The organism is Mycobacterium sp. (assembly GCF_032159565.1).
Taxonomy (GTDB): Bacteria; Actinomycetota; Actinomycetes; order Mycobacteriales; family Mycobacteriaceae; genus Mycobacterium.
The window spans coordinates 1-15,474 of sequence record NZ_JAVHWR010000175.1 but is presented as its reverse complement, the minus strand read 5'-3'; the positions used below and the strand labels follow the sequence as shown (position 1 = coordinate 15,474).

The 15,474-nt window shown below is 65.7% G+C and carries 19 protein-coding genes and 1 pseudogene; 10 read left to right on the top strand and 10 right to left on the bottom strand.

Annotated elements, in window-relative coordinates; translation table 11 throughout:
* Positions 1 to 124 (top strand): annotated as a pseudogene (locus QOC76_RS23610) (serine protease); the annotation flags it as partial.
* 1 nt (position 125) lies between these two features.
* Here QOC76_RS23610 and sthA read toward each other — a convergent pair.
* Positions 126 to 1,532 (bottom strand): Si-specific NAD(P)(+) transhydrogenase, encoded by a 1,407-nt coding sequence (gene sthA / locus QOC76_RS23605; protein WP_526360973.1) that lies wholly within the window; start codon positions 1,530 to 1,532, stop codon positions 126 to 128.
* Positions 1,533 to 1,673: 141 nt separating this feature from the next.
* On the opposite strand from sthA, the gene QOC76_RS23600 reads away from it, so the two are divergent.
* Together QOC76_RS23600 and QOC76_RS23595 are read left to right on the top strand one after the other, a co-directional pair.
* The gene (locus QOC76_RS23600; RefSeq protein ID WP_526360967.1) at positions 1,674 to 2,414 is read left to right on the top strand and encodes a DUF5642 family protein; all 741 of its coding nucleotides are present in this window, start codon (positions 1,674 to 1,676) and stop codon (positions 2,412 to 2,414) included.
* Positions 2,415 to 2,508: 94 nt separating this feature from the next.
* A complete protein-coding gene (locus QOC76_RS23595; protein ID WP_526360965.1) occupies positions 2,509 to 3,534 on the top strand; it encodes a DUF4192 family protein in 1,026 nt (341 codons plus the stop codon).
* 30 nt (positions 3,535 to 3,564) lie between these two features.
* Here QOC76_RS23595 and QOC76_RS23590 read toward each other — a convergent pair whose 3' ends face one another.
* From QOC76_RS23590 to QOC76_RS23580, 3 genes are all read right to left on the bottom strand, one after another.
* Positions 3,565 to 4,257 (bottom strand): iron-dependent transcriptional repressor DtxR, encoded by a 693-nt coding sequence (locus QOC76_RS23590; RefSeq protein WP_526360963.1) that lies wholly within the window; start codon positions 4,255 to 4,257, stop codon positions 3,565 to 3,567.
* A gap of 121 nt (positions 4,258 to 4,378) precedes the next feature.
* Positions 4,379 to 5,368: a sigma-70 family RNA polymerase sigma factor gene (locus tag QOC76_RS23585; protein WP_526360971.1), complete on the bottom strand. Its 990-nt coding sequence runs from the start codon at positions 5,366 to 5,368 to the stop codon at positions 4,379 to 4,381.
* 117 nt (positions 5,369 to 5,485) lie between these two features.
* On the bottom strand, positions 5,486 to 5,884 hold the full coding sequence (locus QOC76_RS23580) for a DUF3099 domain-containing protein (RefSeq protein ID WP_526360961.1): 399 nt from the start codon (positions 5,882 to 5,884) through the stop codon (positions 5,486 to 5,488).
* Between the two features lie 77 nt (positions 5,885 to 5,961).
* Between QOC76_RS23580 and QOC76_RS23575 the strand changes: the two genes are divergently transcribed.
* Positions 5,962 to 6,198 carry a DUF3039 domain-containing protein gene (locus QOC76_RS23575; RefSeq protein WP_526360959.1) on the top strand — a complete coding sequence of 79 codons (237 nt, stop codon included), beginning with the start codon at positions 5,962 to 5,964 and terminating at the stop codon, positions 6,196 to 6,198.
* Here the strand turns inward: QOC76_RS23575 and QOC76_RS23570 are convergent.
* The gene (locus QOC76_RS23570) at positions 6,188 to 7,186 is read right to left on the bottom strand and encodes a YhjD/YihY/BrkB family envelope integrity protein (protein WP_526360957.1); all 999 of its coding nucleotides are present in this window, start codon (positions 7,184 to 7,186) and stop codon (positions 6,188 to 6,190) included. The genes QOC76_RS23575 and QOC76_RS23570 overlap by 11 nt on opposite strands.
* Before the next feature lie 57 nt (positions 7,187 to 7,243).
* A complete protein-coding gene (locus tag QOC76_RS23565; RefSeq protein WP_526360955.1) occupies positions 7,244 to 7,444 on the bottom strand; it encodes a DUF7455 domain-containing protein in 201 nt (66 codons plus the stop codon).
* Positions 7,445 to 7,600: 156 nt separating this feature from the next.
* On the opposite strand from QOC76_RS23565, the gene QOC76_RS23560 reads away from it, so the two are divergent.
* The 4 genes from QOC76_RS23560 to QOC76_RS23545 all read left to right on the top strand — a co-directional run bounded on the left by QOC76_RS23560 (position 7,601) and on the right by QOC76_RS23545 (position 10,770).
* Entirely contained in the window at positions 7,601 to 7,939 is a 339-nt protein-coding gene (locus QOC76_RS23560) for a DUF952 domain-containing protein (protein ID WP_526360953.1), read from the top strand.
* 94 nt (positions 7,940 to 8,033) lie between these two features.
* Entirely contained in the window at positions 8,034 to 8,813 is a 780-nt protein-coding gene (locus QOC76_RS23555) for a hypothetical protein (RefSeq protein ID WP_526360951.1), read from the top strand.
* A gap of 307 nt (positions 8,814 to 9,120) precedes the next feature.
* Positions 9,121 to 9,765, top strand: a complete 645-nt coding sequence (locus QOC76_RS23550) for a hypothetical protein (protein ID WP_526360949.1) — start codon at positions 9,121 to 9,123, stop codon at positions 9,763 to 9,765.
* A gap of 243 nt (positions 9,766 to 10,008) precedes the next feature.
* Positions 10,009 to 10,770 (top strand): hypothetical protein, encoded by a 762-nt coding sequence (locus tag QOC76_RS23545; protein WP_526360947.1) that lies wholly within the window; start codon positions 10,009 to 10,011, stop codon positions 10,768 to 10,770.
* 11 nt (positions 10,771 to 10,781) lie between these two features.
* On the opposite strand, the gene QOC76_RS23540 is transcribed toward QOC76_RS23545, so the two are convergent.
* Complete coding sequence (locus QOC76_RS23540) at positions 10,782 to 12,302, bottom strand: RNA polymerase sigma factor (RefSeq protein WP_526360945.1); 1,521 nt, start codon at positions 12,300 to 12,302, stop codon at positions 10,782 to 10,784.
* A 194-nt stretch (positions 12,303 to 12,496) separates the two neighbouring features.
* Entirely contained in the window at positions 12,497 to 13,306 is an 810-nt protein-coding gene (gene ppgK, locus QOC76_RS23535) for a polyphosphate--glucose phosphotransferase (protein WP_526360943.1), read from the bottom strand.
* 82 nt (positions 13,307 to 13,388) lie between these two features.
* Between ppgK and QOC76_RS23530 the strand changes: the two genes are divergently transcribed.
* A complete protein-coding gene (locus QOC76_RS23530; protein WP_526360941.1) occupies positions 13,389 to 14,243 on the top strand; it encodes an inositol monophosphatase family protein in 855 nt (284 codons plus the stop codon).
* A gap of 33 nt (positions 14,244 to 14,276) precedes the next feature.
* Here QOC76_RS23530 and cei read toward each other — a convergent pair whose 3' ends face one another.
* Positions 14,277 to 14,933: an envelope integrity protein Cei gene (gene cei, locus QOC76_RS23525; protein ID WP_526360939.1), complete on the bottom strand. Its 657-nt coding sequence runs from the start codon at positions 14,931 to 14,933 to the stop codon at positions 14,277 to 14,279.
* A 163-nt stretch (positions 14,934 to 15,096) separates the two neighbouring features.
* On the opposite strand from cei, the gene QOC76_RS23520 reads away from it, so the two are divergent.
* Positions 15,097 to 15,399, top strand: a complete 303-nt coding sequence (locus tag QOC76_RS23520) for a DUF4193 family protein (protein WP_526360937.1) — start codon at positions 15,097 to 15,099, stop codon at positions 15,397 to 15,399.
* 5 nt (positions 15,400 to 15,404) lie between these two features.
* Here QOC76_RS23520 and QOC76_RS23515 read toward each other — a convergent pair.
* On the bottom strand, positions 15,405 to 15,474 hold a 70-nt coding region (locus QOC76_RS23515), incomplete at its 5' end, for a DUF3093 family protein (protein ID WP_526360969.1).

The following is a 15,474-nucleotide window of genomic DNA, read 5'->3' as shown; positions in this document are numbered from 1 at the left end:
TGGATGTGACGAAAACGTCTCGTACTCACCGCCGTTCGACGGCGGGGTGGGCGCGCTGCTGGCGCGCGCAGAGGCAGGCGGTCCGGGCGACGAAGCGCCCTCGGTGTTCGACGACGACTGCTGACCTAGCTGCGGAACTGGCTGAGCGCGCGCAGCTTGTTCATCACGTCCAGCGCTGCCACCTTGTACGCCTCGGAGAAGGTCGGGTAGTTGAAGACGGCGTCCACGAGGTATTCGACCGTGCCTCCGCAGCCCATCACGGCCTGGCCGATGTGCACCAGCTCGGTGGCACTGGTACCGAAGATGTGGACGCCCAGCAGCTTCAGATCTTCGGTCGAGACAAGCAGTTTGAGCATTCCGTACGAGTCACCCGCGATCTGGCCGCGGGCCAACTCCCGATACCGGGACACACCGACCTCGTAGGGGATGGAGTCTTGGGTCAGGTCCACCTCCGTGGCGCCGACATAGGACACCTCGGGGATGGAGTAGATGCCGATCGGCTGCAGTTCGGTCATGCCTCTCACCGGCTCGCCGAACGCGTGGTAGGCCGCCAGCCTGCCCTGGTCCATCGAGGTGGCGGCCAGCGCCGGGAAGCCGATCACATCGCCGACGGCGTAGATGTGGTCAACCTTCGTCTGGAATTGGTCGTCGACGAAGATCCGACCGCGTCCGTCGATCTCCAGCCCGGCCTTCTCCGCGTCGAGGTGTTCGGTCTGGCCCTGGCGGCCCGCCGAGTACATCACCGTCTCCGCGGGGATCTGCTTGCCGCTGGCCAGCGTCGTGACGGTGCCCGCGGCGCCGACGTCGACGGCCGTCACCTCCTCGCCGAAGCGGAACGTCACCGCCAGGTCGCGAAGGTGGAACTTCAGTGCCTCGACGACTTCGGGGTCGCAGAAGTCCAGCATGCTGTCGCGCTTCTCCACCACCGTGACCTTGGTGCCGAGCGCGGCGAACATCGACGCGTATTCGATGCCGATCACGCCGGCGCCGACCACCACCATCGATGGCGGAAGGGACTTCAGATCCAGGATGCCGTCCGAGTCGAGCACCCGGTCCTCGTCGAATTCCACGCCCGGCGGACGGGCGGGCTTGGTGCCCGTGGCGATGACGATGAATTCGCCTCGGACGGTTGTCCTTTCGCCGCGGGTCTGATCATCGACACATATGGTGTGCGCGTCGAGGAACCGGCCGTGACCGGTGTGCAGGTCGACCCGGTTGCGCATCAGCTGGCTGCGCACCACGTCCTGCTCCTTTGTGATGACGTGTGTGGTGCGGGCCAGGAGGTCGGCGGGCGTGATCTTCTCCTTGACCCGGTAGCTGGCGCCGTAGAGCTCTCGCTGGCTCATCCCGGTCAGGTAGACCACCGCTTCGCGCAGCGTCTTGGAGGGGATGGTTCCGGTGTTCACACACACGCCGCCGAGCATCCGGCCGCGTTCGATGACGGCGACCGTCTTGCCGAGCTTTGCCGCCGCGATAGCGGCCTTCTGCCCGCCGGGACCCGAACCGATGACGACGAGGTCGTACTCCAGCACCGAAGCCATATGTGAAGGTGTACGCCGATTGCGGGGATCTCGCATGCCGACGCGGTCAATACCGGGTGAACAACACCTGCGGACCGGCTGACGGACCGGCCACCGCGCGCCTGAGTGCGGCGGGCACGGGCCGATGAGACGATGACGACAATGGTCGGCACTGTTCTGCGGGCTCTACGCCGGTGCACGGTGCCCGTCGTCTGCTGCGCCGTGCTGACGTCGGCTGCGGTGGTGGCCGGCTGCGCACGCGTGGTCAGCGGCACCGCGCGGGCCGGCGATCCGCAGACGCCCCCGGCCCGACCGATACCCATAACCGACTTGCTGATCGATCCGACACGGTTCCCCGCGCAGTATCCGGCGGCCGTACTGCCCCCGGAGGACGTCGACCGCGTGCTCGGCGAAATCGACGGCGTGCCGGTCGGATCCGAGGTGACGCCGCCCGAGTGCGCACCGCTGCCGGTACTCGCGCAGCAGAAGGCCGCCGTGCAGGGAATCGACGAGGACAGCGGTACCCGTCTCACCGTCACTGTCATCCGCCCGGTGCCGTCGGTGCGCGCCAGGGCCACCCAGCTCGCCGAATGCCCGTCGTTCACAAGCACTTCGGGCGGGCAGACCGGGGAGGTGTCGGAGGTGACGGTGGACCTGCCGCCTGCACCGCCGGTGGACGCCGACGACAGCTACGCGGTCGACCAGACCGTCATGTCGAGGTCTTCCGACGAACCCGACACCAGGACGCTGACCCTGGTCGCCCTCGTCGACGACGTCCGGGTGACGGTGTCGTGGCAGCAGCAGGCGTCATCGGAGGCGTCACCGGACACCCAGGCGCTGGACACGCTGTTCACCGATGCGGTGCTCAAAGTGCGCCGGGAGATTCCGCGCTAGCCGGCTATACCCAGTCGCGCCTTCATCCACAGCTGCACCGCCTCCACGGTCCGGCGAGGATCGCGCAGACGGTGGCGCCCGTCAGTTTCTAGACATGACGACATCGCAATCCGATTTCCAGCTCAACAGACCTGGCGCGCTGATCGCGGCGCTACCCGCCGTTCTCGGCTTCGTGCCCGAGAAGTCCCTCGTTCTGGTGACCGTCGACGGCGGGGAGTTGGGTTGCGTCATGCGCGTTGACCTTTCGCCCGGACTGGCCGGCTCGGTCGGGCACCTTGCCGAGGTCGCCGCCGCGGCCCGACCGGACGCCGCGATCGCGGTCGTGGTCGACGCCGAGGGCGCCGGCTGCCGGTTGTGCAACGACGAATACCAGGATCTGCACCGCGCATTGGCCGACGGCCTGGCCGAGAATGCGATAGAACTGCTCGACTTCCACGTCGTCGACACGGTCGGACCGGGCGGCCGGTGGCATTGTCTGGACGGCAGCTGGGGCACCGTCGACGACCCGTCGGCGTCGCCGCTGGCGATGGCGGCGGTACTGGACGGTCGCAGGTTGTACGCCCGGCGCGAGGAGCTCCTGAAGGTCATCGAGGTGACCGATGCGGCGGCCAGCGACGCGCGGGCCCGCGTGATCCGCGATCAGGCTGGTGTCGAGGTCGACGAGGTGCGTGACATCGAGCACGCGATGTCGGCTGCGGCGCGGGTTGCTGCGGGACAACAGCTGTCAGAGGCCGTGACGGTTCGGCTGGCCTGTGCGCTGACCGAACCGCGGGTGCGCGATGTGCTCTATGCGCTGGCGGTGGGGGACAGGGCCGCACAAGCGGAAGCGCTGTGGGCGGTGCTGGCACAAACACTTCCGCCGCCGTGGCGGGTCGAGGCGCTGGTGCTGTTGGCGTTCTCCGCCTACGCCCGCGGAGACGGCCCGCTGGCCGGGGTGTCGCTGGAAGCGGCGCTGCGCTGCGACGCCACGCACCGGATGGCGGGCATGCTGGATACGGCACTGCAGTCGGGGATGCGGCCAGAACAGATCCGCGAGCTCGCCGTTACGGGATACCGGCTGGCCAAGCGGCTCGGAGTGCAGTTGCCGAGGCCGACGCAGTTCGGCCGGCGCGCGGGCTAGATCCGTTGCGGCTGAGGCCTTCCGGCGCGTCTAGACCTTCTCGACCTTCACGGCGTGGGCCATCTCGTGTGGAAGCTCGACCTGCTCGTGGCCCGGGATCACGATCTTCACGCCACCATTGGTGCCGGGTTCGACGGTCACCCGTGCGTTGGGAACCACGCCTGCGTCCTTGAGCCGGGCGATCAGGTTGACGTCACCCTGGACGTGCTCGGTCAGCTGCCGCACGACGACAGCCACCGGGAAGCCGGCGGGCAGCTCGGTCAGCCGCACCAGATTGCGGTCATCGGCGCCGAAGGAGTCGCCGACGCCCAGCTCGAAAAGGCCCGGGATGGGATTGCCGAACGGGGAAACGGTCGGGTTGTCGAGCACCTGCACGAGGCGCCGCTCGACGTCCTCGCTCATCACGTGCTCCCAGCGGCACGCCTCGGCGTGTACTTCCTCCCACGGCAGGCCGATCACGTCGACCAGCAGCCGCTCGGCCAGCCGGTGCTTGCGCATGACGGCGATGGCCAGCCCGCGGCCCTTGTCGGTCAGCTCCAGATGCCGGTCTCCGGCGACATGCAGCAGGCCGTCGCGCTCCATCCGGGAGACGGTCTGGCTCACCGTCGGTCCGCTCTGCTCGAGACGCTCGGCGATGCGCGCACGCAGAGGCACCACGCCCTCTTCTTCGAGGTCGTAGATTGTCCGCAGGTACATCTCGGTGGTGTCGACCAGATCGTTCATGAGAAACCCTTCGTCTGGCATGAGTCTACCGGCCTAGCTGCACGAATCATGCTTCTACGTTGTCTGCGTGTAGCAAGAAGGCCCGCGGGTGGTGACCGGCGGGCCTTCTTGCTGGGGAGCGCTAGCTGGCGTAGGAGCGCAAGCGATCGGCGCGTTCGCCGTTGCGCAGTTTGGCCATCACCTCGCGCTCGATCTGGCGCACCCGTTCCCGGGACAACCCGAAGAGCTTGCCGATCTGGTCGAGCGTGCGGGGCTGGCCGTCGTCGAGACCGAACCGAAGCCGGATCACCTGCTGCTCACGCTCATCGAGCGTGGCCAGCACGTGGCGAATGTCGGTGTGCAGCAGTTCGGAGATCACGGCGTTTTCGGCCGACATGGCCTCGGCGTCCTCGATGAAGTCACCCAGAGGGGCTTCCTCGTCGCTGCCGACGGGCATGTCGAGGCTCACCGGGTCACGGCTGTGCTCGAGCAGATCGGTGATCTTCTCCACCGGAATGCCCGACTCGGCGGCCAGCTCCTCGTCGGTGGCTTCACGGCCGAGGTTCTGGTGCATCTCCCGCTTGATCCGGGCGAGCTTGTTCACCTGCTCGACGAGATGGACGGGCAGCCGGATGGTGCGGCTCTGGTCGGCCATACCGCGGGTGATCGCCTGACGAATCCACCACGTGGCATAGGTCGAGAACTTGAAACCCTTGCTGTAGTCGAACTTCTCCATCGCGCGGATCAGACCGAGGTTGCCCTCCTGAATCAGGTCCAGCAGCGGCATGCCACGGCCGGTGTATCGCTTCGCCAGCGAAACCACCAGCCGCAGGTTGGCCTCGAGCAGATGGCTGCGGGCCGCCTGGCCGTCGCGCACGACGATCGCCAGATCGCGTTTGCGGTTCTCTCCGAGACGCTTGCGGGTGTCCAGCAGATGTTGTGCGTAAAGCCCGGCCTCGATCCGCTTCGCGAGTTCAACCTCGTCGGCGGCGTTGAGCAAAGCCGTCTTGCCAATGCCGTTCAAATACACGCGCACAAGATCAGCGGCTGGACTCTGAGCGTCCAGATCCTGGTCGAAGCGGCTGAATGTGGCATTCGCCATCGGGGCCTCCTGCTCGGCTCGAACTGTCAAGAACTTCAACGCCCAATCGCACCGAAGAGTTCCCACGAACCGGCCGGTTCACACGTGTTGATCAGCGGTTTTGGCCCGATGGCCTGAGAATCGTCTGAGAATACGACTAGACGCCGCTCAGGAAGGAACGTCGCCCGTGCCGTCGACGTCTTCGGGTTGTGCGCCCGACCGCGGTCCCCGCTCCAGGGCCGGCCGCTCGGCGGTCGGGAACAACGGTATGCGGCGGGGGGCGTAGCGCCGCGGCTCCTCTGCGCGGCGGGGCGGGCGGTCGTTTGCGATGAGCACCGCGATCCACGGCAGCGGTATCGACGCCACGAGAATCGCCAGCGAGATGAGCCCGTTTCCCCACACGCCGTAGGCCACCGCGGCGAGGATCAGAGCCGGGATGCGGAACGACATGATGGTCAGGTACTTGCGCACCCGGGCACGATGTTGTTCTTCGTAGGCTGGTGCGGCGGCGGTGATGAGGACGGGACGTCCGTCGTCGTCGAAACCCAGCTGTGGGCCGTGTTTCATATGTCCCACTGTTCCACATTCATGGATCGACGAACCGATCGGTTTCTTACGGATCTATTGCCGGGCACAATGAAATCATGCAAACCCAGACGATCGAGCGCACCGACACCGACGAACGCGTCGACGACGGGACTGACAGCGACACCCCGAAGTTCTTCCACTACGTCAAGAAGGACAAGATCGCCCAAAGCGCCGTCATGGGCACGCATGTGGTCGCGTTGTGCGGTGAGGTCTTTCCCGTCACGAAGGCAGCCAAGCCGGGGTCGCCGGTGTGCCCGGACTGCAAGCGGATCTACGAGCAGCTCAAGAAGTAGGGGCTGAAGAAGACGGGCCCTTCGGCGTCGCGGCCGCAGGTGCCTCCGCCGGGGCGGTACCTCCGTTGAGTGACTCGGCGGCCTTCTCCTGCAGCCACCACCGGAGCCGCCTGGCATGTGTGGCCGGAGCGGGCCACTCCTCTTGCACCGCGGCGTTGAGCTCGGCACCGATCATGATCGCGAAGCCGAGGAAGAAGGCGAACAGCAGGAACGCGATCGGCGTCGCCAGCGCGCCGTAGGTGTAGCCGGTGCTGGTGATGTAGGTCAGATAAATGCGCAGCCCCACCGTGGCGACCAGGAACACCGTTGTGGCCAGGACTGCGCCGAACACCAGACGATGCGAGGGCAACGGCTTGGGTAGTGACACCCGATAGAGGAACGTCACCGACACGACCAGGCCCAGAAACAACGCCGGGTAGTAGCCGAAGCGCAGAAAGTTGTCCCAGCTCTGCGGAATGTGCTCGCCGATCTTGAGTGGCCCCAGCGCGACGATCGGCGCCGTCGCGATCGCCAGCACCAGCATCACCACATAGAGTCCGAGCGCAAAGAGGCGCTGCCGCACGGGATGTCGCAACGGAGTCTGGTCATGTGCTTCGGTAATCGAGTCGACGAACGCCGAGACTGCCGACGAGCCGGCCCACAGCGAGATGACGAACCCGAGCGACACCACCTCACCGCGGGCCCCCTTGACGATGTCACGGATGGTCGGCTCAATGATCTCGCTGACGACATTCTTGGAGAAGAAGCTGTTGGCCGTGTTGATCAACTGCTCTTGGATCATCGGCAGTGTTTCGGGGCCGAACAACGGCGCGATGTAGGCCAGGCTGCCGAGCATTCCCAGCAACAGGGGCGGCAACGACAACGCACACCAGAAGGCGGCCTGCGCCGACTCCGAGAAAATCGAGTCGTCCCAGCTTTTCGCCAGGGTCCGTTTTGCGATGCGCCAGATGTGGTGCTTGGACGGCTTCACCGCAGGCTGGTCATTCATGACCAGTCCAGCATTCCCGACGGAGCGTCGTCCTGCCCAGACTCGAAGGTGTGAGGATTACGCGCCGACGGGCTCTCCTGGGCTGACTTCGATCACGGCGGCCATCTCGACCAGCTTGGCTTCGTGCTCATTAGCGTGGTGCTGACAAAACAACAGCTCGGCTCCCGACGGCAACGTTGCTCGTACGCGAGCAGCGGCGCCGCAGCGATCGCAGCGATCAGCCCGGGTCAGTTCGGGACTGGTCAGAGTTGCGTTCATGGCTCCTCCGTCTCTGCTCGTGTGACACCGGTTAATACCCGGTTTCACGCATCTCCACTCTGTCAGACGCTTACGGTTTCGGCGTTGTTCCCAGGCCGTGCACGGGTGTGTCGTTTTTCACGCTCAGCGAAGTTGCCGAGCGGGCAGGGTGGAGGAATGCTCGTGCACATCTGTGCCTCGGACGATTGGCAGCTCGCCAAGGATCTCGGAGTGCACCGGCCGGAATCCCTCGAAGCCGTCGGCTTCATTCATCTCTCCACGCCTGAGCAGCTGCATCTGCCGGCCAACCGGCTCTATGCAGGCCGCACGGACCTGGTGCTGCTGCACATCGATCCCAACCGGTTGACCGCTCCCGTCCGGTGGGAACCCGGCGTGCCGGCAGATCCGGAGTCGATGCTCTTCCCGCATCTGTACGGCCCGCTGCCCGCTGACGCTGTGACGAGCGTCACGCCTTATCGGCCGGGGCCCGACGGCTCGTTCCTGCCGCTGACATAGGCGTCGACCTCTCGGCGTTGCCGCACTGACTCGCCGTTACAGATTCGGTGCTGACTGTCGTCCTCGCGGAGCCGACTACATACACTGACCCACCGTGAGCATTCTGGTGGGCTTCGCGCCGTGGATCGTCTATTGGGTGCTGGTGGGCAACGTCCCGTTCGAGACCGCGGTGCTGGTCGCACTCGCCGTCGCGGTGGCGTCGTTCGTGATCGGCCGGGTGAAGGGGTCGCCGGGGCGCACGCTCGAAATCGGCGCCATTGGAACCTTTGTCGTGCTTGCGGTGCTGACGTTCACGGTGAGCCAGTCGTTCATGGAGGAGTGGATGCAGCCGCTGAGCAACGCGGGCATCTTCTTGGTCGCATTGGCGAGCATGTTGATCGGCAGGCCGTTCGTGCGGGAGTTCGCCGAGGTGGGCCAGCCGGAAGAAGTGACCAACAGCGCGACGTTCAACAAGATCACCACGCTGTTGACGTGGATCTGGGTCGGTGCGTTCGCCGGCATGACGGTGTCCTCGGCGATCCCGCCCATCGTGTACGGCCATGCCACGATCCTGGACACCAGGACGCCGCTGTCGTTCACCTGCTACTGGGTTATCCCGTTCGCGCTGTTGGGCCTCGCCGCGCTGGCGTCGCGGCTGCTGCCCGAGAGGATGGGACCCAGCGACGACGAGGAGCGTAAGACGTCGTTCGTCACGTTCGCCGAAGCCGAGATCGACCAGTTGATGTACGCCGCCACAGAAGCGGTCAACCGAGAGGTCGGTTCCGGCAAGGAAGCCTACGACATCAGGATCGGGAGCAAGGGCATCCCGCTGTCCGGCGACGAGACCCGCCAATCATGGCCTGCGACATACAAACTCCGCACGAAGCGGAAGTAGTCCACCTGTCATCCAGGGACGACGACATTCGGCCACGGCCTCGTCGCGATGGATCTAGCGCGCGATGACCCGACCACCGGCTTCGATACCTACGCCGGGGTTGTCTGCAAGGCATTAGAACCCCCCGACAGGGCGGCGCAGATCTGGCCCAGCTTGCTGACAGTCGGACCTCGGCAGGGCCAACGAGGACTCAAAAGAACTTGCATACGCAATCAACGACGGCGTCTTTTGTTGACTTGGCAGTTTGCCCAGAGTTTGCTTGCACCAGTCATCGCGATATGGGTCGGGTTTTCTGGGGGAGGACGACGTGTCCCATCGTGCACGCAACCGCATTCTCTGGCCTGCGCTCTCAGCGACGTTGGCCGTCTTCTCTGCAGCGCTTGTTTTCAGCCCCGCAGCGGCCGCCAAATGGGCGGCCGCTGAACCATGTCTGTCGTCTGTCGGGTTGACCCTCAAGCAGCAGTACGGCTATTCATTCTCGATCGTCACTCCGGAGTGCAACGAGATCCCGGTCGGAGAGAGATGGGCGCCGTCTGTCCCGTGGATCGTGAACACCCAATTCGCCCAGAAGCCATCTGGCTTCGCCACGGACTACGCCACACCACTTGACGACTTCCGCGGCAAGCTGAAGCGGATCGACGTCACCGTCGACGCGGGAACGCCGTATGAGGCCAACCGCGGGTATCCCGCCGACAACAAGATCTGGACCGGACAACTGCCGGATGCACCAGGCCTGCCCACCATCAACACGGTCACCCTCGGGTCGCTGAATCCTTTGCCCCTTGGCCGCCACGTCGTCGAGGTGCGGTGGGGGTTCGAGGCGCCGCACTGTGATGGATTCACGGCCGATCAAGGCACCAGCTGCCTGCCAGCGGGCCAAACGCTGGTGAAGCGGATCGGCTTCACCGTCGTCGACCCGCACGCGGACAACTCCGCCACGCGGTCGAGGTAGACGCGCACCTCGTGAGGCGTCGTGCGGTCGCGTGGTTGATTGCGGTCGAAAGACAATCCGGCCGACCACGACGCCGAGCTGTCCGGCGGCGAAGGGATCGACTTCAAGCTGTCCAGTCATAAGGCGGCCGCGTTCACCGGACGCTCGGATTGCCGTGTCAGCCAAGCCGACACCCCCGACGACAACCAAAGACTAGGGAATCACCCGATATCTCGGAGTTTCGTGCGTTGTTACCGTGAGCCCATGTCGATCTGGAATAGCTGCAAACGCCTGGGCGGTGCCGCGGCGGTGGCCGCGAGCGCACTGCTGATCACCCCGGCACCGGCGCAGGCCGATTACGAATGCTACAAGCAGGCGGGCTATCAGTTCCCCGGCGGAGAAGTGGTCATTCACTATCCGGATACGGACTCCGAAACGCGGTTCAGGGTCGTGAAGGGCGACATGCAGGTGAACACCGCTGCGGAGACCTTCTACCAGAACGGCACCAGCATGAAGGGCCGGATCACCGGAGACATGGAGAAGGGGGGAAACATCATCAACCTCACGGTGACCAGGGCCGATTATCCGGATTTGATTCTCGGCGGCGCCATAGGACCGGACGGCACCCCCCGAGGAACCTTTGCTGTTGGGACCGTCGACGGGAATGTCGAAAGGCGTGATTGGGACTCGCCCACTGTGTTCGCGTGCGTGCCCGGTTCGCCGCCGCCGCTGGCGGACCAGCTGCCGAAAGGCGATGGACTCAAGGGTGTCGCGGCCGACCAGCCGAACCCTGCCCCGCAGGGGCTCGGTACCGCCACCGTCACCGCGGAAACCGACATCTACGACAAGCCCGACGGTCAGGGCCAGAAGATCGGCACCCTGTTGGTCGGCGAAAAGCATCCGCTGATGGAGCCGTGCCGCGACGACTGGTGCCGTGTCGGCCAGATTGAGCTCGGCGGGTTCGACGGGCTGCCCAACGGCACCGCCTGGGTCTACAGCAAGGGCTTCCTGTCGTTCTCGAACTGAGTGCGTGTCTCCTAGTCGAGGTAGTCGCGCAGCACCTGAGAGCGGCTGGGGTGACGCAACTTCGACATCGTCTTGCTCTCGATCTGCCGGATGCGCTCGCGCGTGACGCCGTACACCTGACCGATCTCGTCGAGCGTACGCGGCTGCCCGTCGGTGAGCCCGAACCGCAGCCGAACCACACCGGCTTCACGCTCGGAGAGCGTCTCGAGCACCGACTGCAGCTGATCCTGCAGCAGTGTGAAGCTCACCGCGTCGACGGCGACGACAGCCTCGCTGTCCTCGATGAAATCGCCCAGCTGCGAATCACCTTCGTCGCCGATGGTCTGGTCGAGCGAGATCGGCTCACGCGCGTACTGCTGGATCTCCAGCACCTTCTCCGGCGTGATGTCCATTTCCTTGGCCAGCTCTTCAGGAGTGGGCTCGCGGCCCAGGTCCTGCAGCAGCTCGCGCTGGATGCGGCCGAGCTTGTTGATCACCTCGACCATGTGCACCGGGATGCGGATGGTGCGGGCCTGGTCGGCCATCGCGCGGGTGATGGCCTGCCGGATCCACCAGGTGGCGTAGGTGGAGAACTTGTAACCCTTTGTGTAGTCGAACTTCTCGACCGCACGGATCAACCCGAGGTTGCCCTCCTGGATGAGGTCGAGAAACGCCATGCCGCGGCCGGTGTAGCGCTTGGCCAGCGATACGACGAGTCGCAGGTTCGCTTCCAGCAGATGGTTTTTCGCGCGATCGCCGTCGCGGCATATCCACGCCATGTCGCGCCGCTGGGCGGCGGGCAGCTTCTCGCCCTTGTCGGCGATTTCCGCCATCAGCTGGGTGGCGTAGAGACCGGCCTCGATTCGCTTCGCCAGCTCGACCTCTTCTTCGGCGTTGAGCAGCGCGACTTTGCCGATCTGCTTGAGATAGGCGCGCACCGAGTCGGCCGACGCCGTGAGCTCGGCGTCCTTGCGGGCCTGCCGTAGCGCCTCGGATTCCTCTTCGTCCCAGACGAAGTCGCCCGAAGCCTTGTCTTTCTCGCTGGGCTCGGCGATCTCGTCGTCGTCGGCGGCAGCAGGTGCAGCCGCAGCGGCGCCCTTCACCGCCTTCGTGCCTGCCGCACCTTCGGCCTCGTCGGTCGCCTCGTCCTCACCGGCATCGTCGTCGATTTCCTCGAGTTCGAGATCCTCGTCGACGAGCACTTCGGGCTCACCGTCGAGTTCGTCGGTGGTCTCCAGCTCCTCGTCCTCGGTGGCGCCGACTTTGGTGGTCGTCGGGTCCGCCGCGGTCGCCTTCTTGGCGCGGCTGCGCGGGGCCGCGCCGTCGGCCTTGGCCCGCGCCGAGGCTTTGGCCGGCTTGGCTGCCGCGTGGCTCTTGGCTGCCGGCGTGTCCGTCTTCGCCGTGCCGGCGGCCGCCTTGGTGGCTCGCTTGGCGGGTCTGGCAGGTGCGGACCCGTTGGTGGTCTTTGCTGCCGTGGCCTTCTTCGCGGGAGTCTTGGTAGCGGTGCGCTTCACCGGCTTTGTGGCTGCCGGGCTTGCCTTTGTCGCTGCCACGTCACCCTTTCGGTCATGAGGATTCCGATGGCCCTGGGGGCATGCACCATCAGAAAGCGTCTGCGATGTCGAATGCGGCGTTGATATCTGCTGGGGATACTCGCCGCTTTCTGGTCGCGGCCGCCGTCGACCATTGTAACGACAGTGTTCGATATCGCCGCGCCGAGCGGCAATTCTGGCGCTCTTCGGCGTGGCTACTTGGCAGTAGCGGTGACATCGGCGTCCGCGGCCATCGCCGCTCCGACGATTCCGGCCGTGTTCAGCAGGGTCGCGGCCACGATCGGCGTGCGGTTCGTCAGCAGCGGAATCCACTTCTCGGCCTTGCGGCTGATGCCGCCGCCTGCGATGAACAGATCCGGCCAAATGGCGTTCTCAATGGCCACCAGCACCCTGGTGACCTCCTTGGCCCAGCGCTCGTAGCTCCAGCCCCTGTTCTCCTTGACCGAGGACGCGGCACGGTGCTCGGCCTCCTTCCCGCCGACCTCGATGTGGCCGAACTCGGTATTGGGTAGGAGTGCGCCGTTGTGGATGACAGCTGACCCGATGCCGGTGCCGAACGTCAGCAGCACGATCACGCCGGTGTTCTCGCGGCCCGCGCCGAACTTCTCCTCGGCGAGGCCGGCGGCGTCGGCGTCGTTGAGCACGGTCACCTGCTGGCCGCCTAGTTCCTTGCTGAAGAACTTTCTGGCGTCGCACCCGATCCACGCCTTGTCGACGTTGGCGGCGGTGCGCACGATGCCGTCGGTCACCACGCCCGGATAGGTGACGCCGACCCTTTCGGTCCAGCCGAACTCGCGTACGACGGCGGCGACGGTTTTGCTGACCGCATCGGGGGTGGCCGGCTGCGGAGTCGCGAGCTTGAAGCGCTCGCCGATCAGCAGCCCCGTGTCGAGGTCGACGATGCCGCCCTTGACGCCGCTACCGCCCACGTCGACACCGAAACCGCGGCGTTGCGGGCCTCCGTTGGTGCTCGGATCGGCGGCGGGTGAATCGGTGGCGGTCATGAGCCCAACATTAGTGGCTCGGCAATGCTTTGGTAGGGGTGCTGATGAACCGGCTGGCGACTATTTGTGCTGCGATAAGCCGGTGGAAACACTCGACCTCGACCCGCCCGAACTCCGCTCGGTCGCCGAACGGTTGGCGACCGAGGCGGCGCACTTCGTCCGTCGCCGTCGCGAGGAGGTCTTCAGCGGCACACCGCAGCGGGAGTCGACCGGGCAGGCGGTGCGCGCCAAGAGCACGCCGACCGACCCCGTCACCATCGTCGACACCGAAACCGAACGGCTGCTGCGCGATCGGCTCGCGCAGCTGCGCCCCGGCGAGCATGTCCTCGGCGAGGAAGGTGGCGGCATCTCCGACGACTCCGCGGGTCGTCCGACCTGGGTGGTGGACCCGATCGACGGCACGGTGAACTTCGTCTACGGCCTGCCCGCATACGTGGTGTCGGTGGCCGTCCAGGTCGACGGGCAGTCGGTGGCCGGGGCGATCGCCAACGTGGTCGACGGCGCGGTGTACTCCGCCGCGCGCGGTCATGGCGCCCACGTCCGCCTGGGGGAGACGGCGGCGCCATTACGCTGCAGCGGTGTCGGCGACCTGTCGTTGTCGTTGGTGGGCACTGGATTCGGATACGACCCACAACTTCGTCGACGTCAGGCGTCGGTGCTTGTGGAGCTGCTGCCGCAGGTCCGCGACATCCGTCGGCTCGGTTCGGCGGCGCTCGACCTGTGCCTGGTCGCGGCCGGCCGACTCGATGCCTACTTCGAGGACAACCTCAACGTGTGGGACTGGGCGGCAGGGGCGTTGATAGCCGCCGAGGCCGGTGCGCGGGTCCGCGTGCCATCGCTGAGCGAACCGGCAGGTGGCAGGGGCATGGTGATTGCGGCCGCACCCGGCGTGTACGACGCATTCGTCGACGCTCTGAGTCGGGCGTCCGGGCTGTAGTCACGAAAAGTCGACGGGCGCAATCGAATCCGATCAGCAGGCTGCGCTGTGGATCTTCGAGATCAACGTCGGGTCGGCCGGTTGGGTGGCGTCCGGTCGCAGACTGGACAGCACGGCTTCGACGTCGTCGCTGCGCGCCAGCTCGCTGAAGTCGCTGCCGATTGCGAGATCGACGGTGTTGTCGGGCCGCTGGTCCTGATACAGCTCGACGCACGGAGCCACGAGCCACACCGCCGCCGCTGCCGCGCGGCCGCCGGGGCCGAACCGGATCTGACCCTGGCACGCCAACCGGTTGTTGGTGTAGAGCGGGTCGTTCTCGGCGGTCGGCTCGGCGAATCCGAGGTCTCGTAGCTGCCCGGCCACCTCGGCGGCCTGGCCGCCCTGTCCGCTGGCGTTGAGCACCCTGATCTTGGTGTCGGCCAGTTTAGCGGGATTGACCTCGGTCATGGAGGCGCGTGTCATCTGCTCGCCCAGCTTGGACTGGGTGGGGTCGCTGGTCGTGTTGTCGGCGGGCGGATTGCACGCGGCCGCCTCGGTGACATCGGGCGCGCGATTGAGGGCGATCACCCAGACGATCATGGTCACCACGGCGAGCACCGCGAACACCACGATCGCCGGCGTGAAATTGCGCCGGCGGAAAGGCCGGCCGTGCTTGTCGAAGGCCGTGCCTTCTGTGATTTGAGCGACCACACCTGCACTCTAAAACCCCCGCTCCCACCCCGTGGGCAGGCACGGCGCATAACTGTGATGTAAATCACACTTGTCGATAGGGGAATCTGGGCACGAATCGTTTGGCGGATGCGTTCGACGCTGGTACAAAGCTCTGTCGCATGGTTCACGGAGGGGACAAGAGATGGCTACCGACTACGACGCGCCACGGCGTACCGAGACTGACGATGTTTCCGAGGATTCACTTGAGGAACTCAAGGCTCGACGCAACGAGGCTCAATCTGCCGTCGTGGACGTCGACGAGTCTGATTCCGCCGAAAACTTCGAACTGCCTGGCGCCGATCTGTCCGGCGAAGAGCTGTCAGTGCGGGTGATTCCGAAGCAGGCCGACGAGTTCACCTGCTCGAGCTGCTTTTTGGTGCACCACCGCAGCAGGCTGGCCAGCGAGAAGAACGGCATGATGATCTGCTCGGACTGCGCCGCCTGACAGGGTCAACTGCGCAGCGCCGACAACACCCGGTCTGGATGGCGACAGCTCACCAGCCAGTACGGCGTCGGATCG

Excerpts from the sequence above, each read along its gene's own strand:
- QOC76_RS23600 (WP_526360967.1), top strand. The coding sequence starts at position 1,674 with ATGACGACAATGGTCGGCACTGTTCTGCGGGCTCTACGCCGGTGCACG.
- QOC76_RS23595 (WP_526360965.1), top strand. The coding sequence starts at position 2,509 with ATGACGACATCGCAATCCGATTTCCAGCTCAACAGACCTGGCGCGCTG.
- QOC76_RS23590 (WP_526360963.1), bottom strand. The coding sequence starts at position 4,257 with ATGAACGATCTGGTCGACACCACCGAGATGTACCTGCGGACAATCTAC.
- QOC76_RS23580 (WP_526360961.1), bottom strand. The coding sequence starts at position 5,884 with ATGAAACACGGCCCACAGCTGGGTTTCGACGACGACGGACGTCCCGTC.
- QOC76_RS23575 (WP_526360959.1), top strand. The coding sequence starts at position 5,962 with ATGCAAACCCAGACGATCGAGCGCACCGACACCGACGAACGCGTCGAC.
- QOC76_RS23570 (WP_526360957.1), bottom strand. The coding sequence starts at position 7,186 with ATGAATGACCAGCCTGCGGTGAAGCCGTCCAAGCACCACATCTGGCGC.
- QOC76_RS23565 (WP_526360955.1), bottom strand. The coding sequence starts at position 7,444 with ATGAACGCAACTCTGACCAGTCCCGAACTGACCCGGGCTGATCGCTGC.
- QOC76_RS23560 (WP_526360953.1), top strand. The coding sequence starts at position 7,601 with ATGCTCGTGCACATCTGTGCCTCGGACGATTGGCAGCTCGCCAAGGAT.
- QOC76_RS23545 (WP_526360947.1), top strand. The coding sequence starts at position 10,009 with ATGTCGATCTGGAATAGCTGCAAACGCCTGGGCGGTGCCGCGGCGGTG.
- ppgK (WP_526360943.1), bottom strand. The coding sequence starts at position 13,306 with ATGACCGCCACCGATTCACCCGCCGCCGATCCGAGCACCAACGGAGGC.
- QOC76_RS23520 (WP_526360937.1), top strand. The coding sequence starts at position 15,097 with ATGGCTACCGACTACGACGCGCCACGGCGTACCGAGACTGACGATGTT.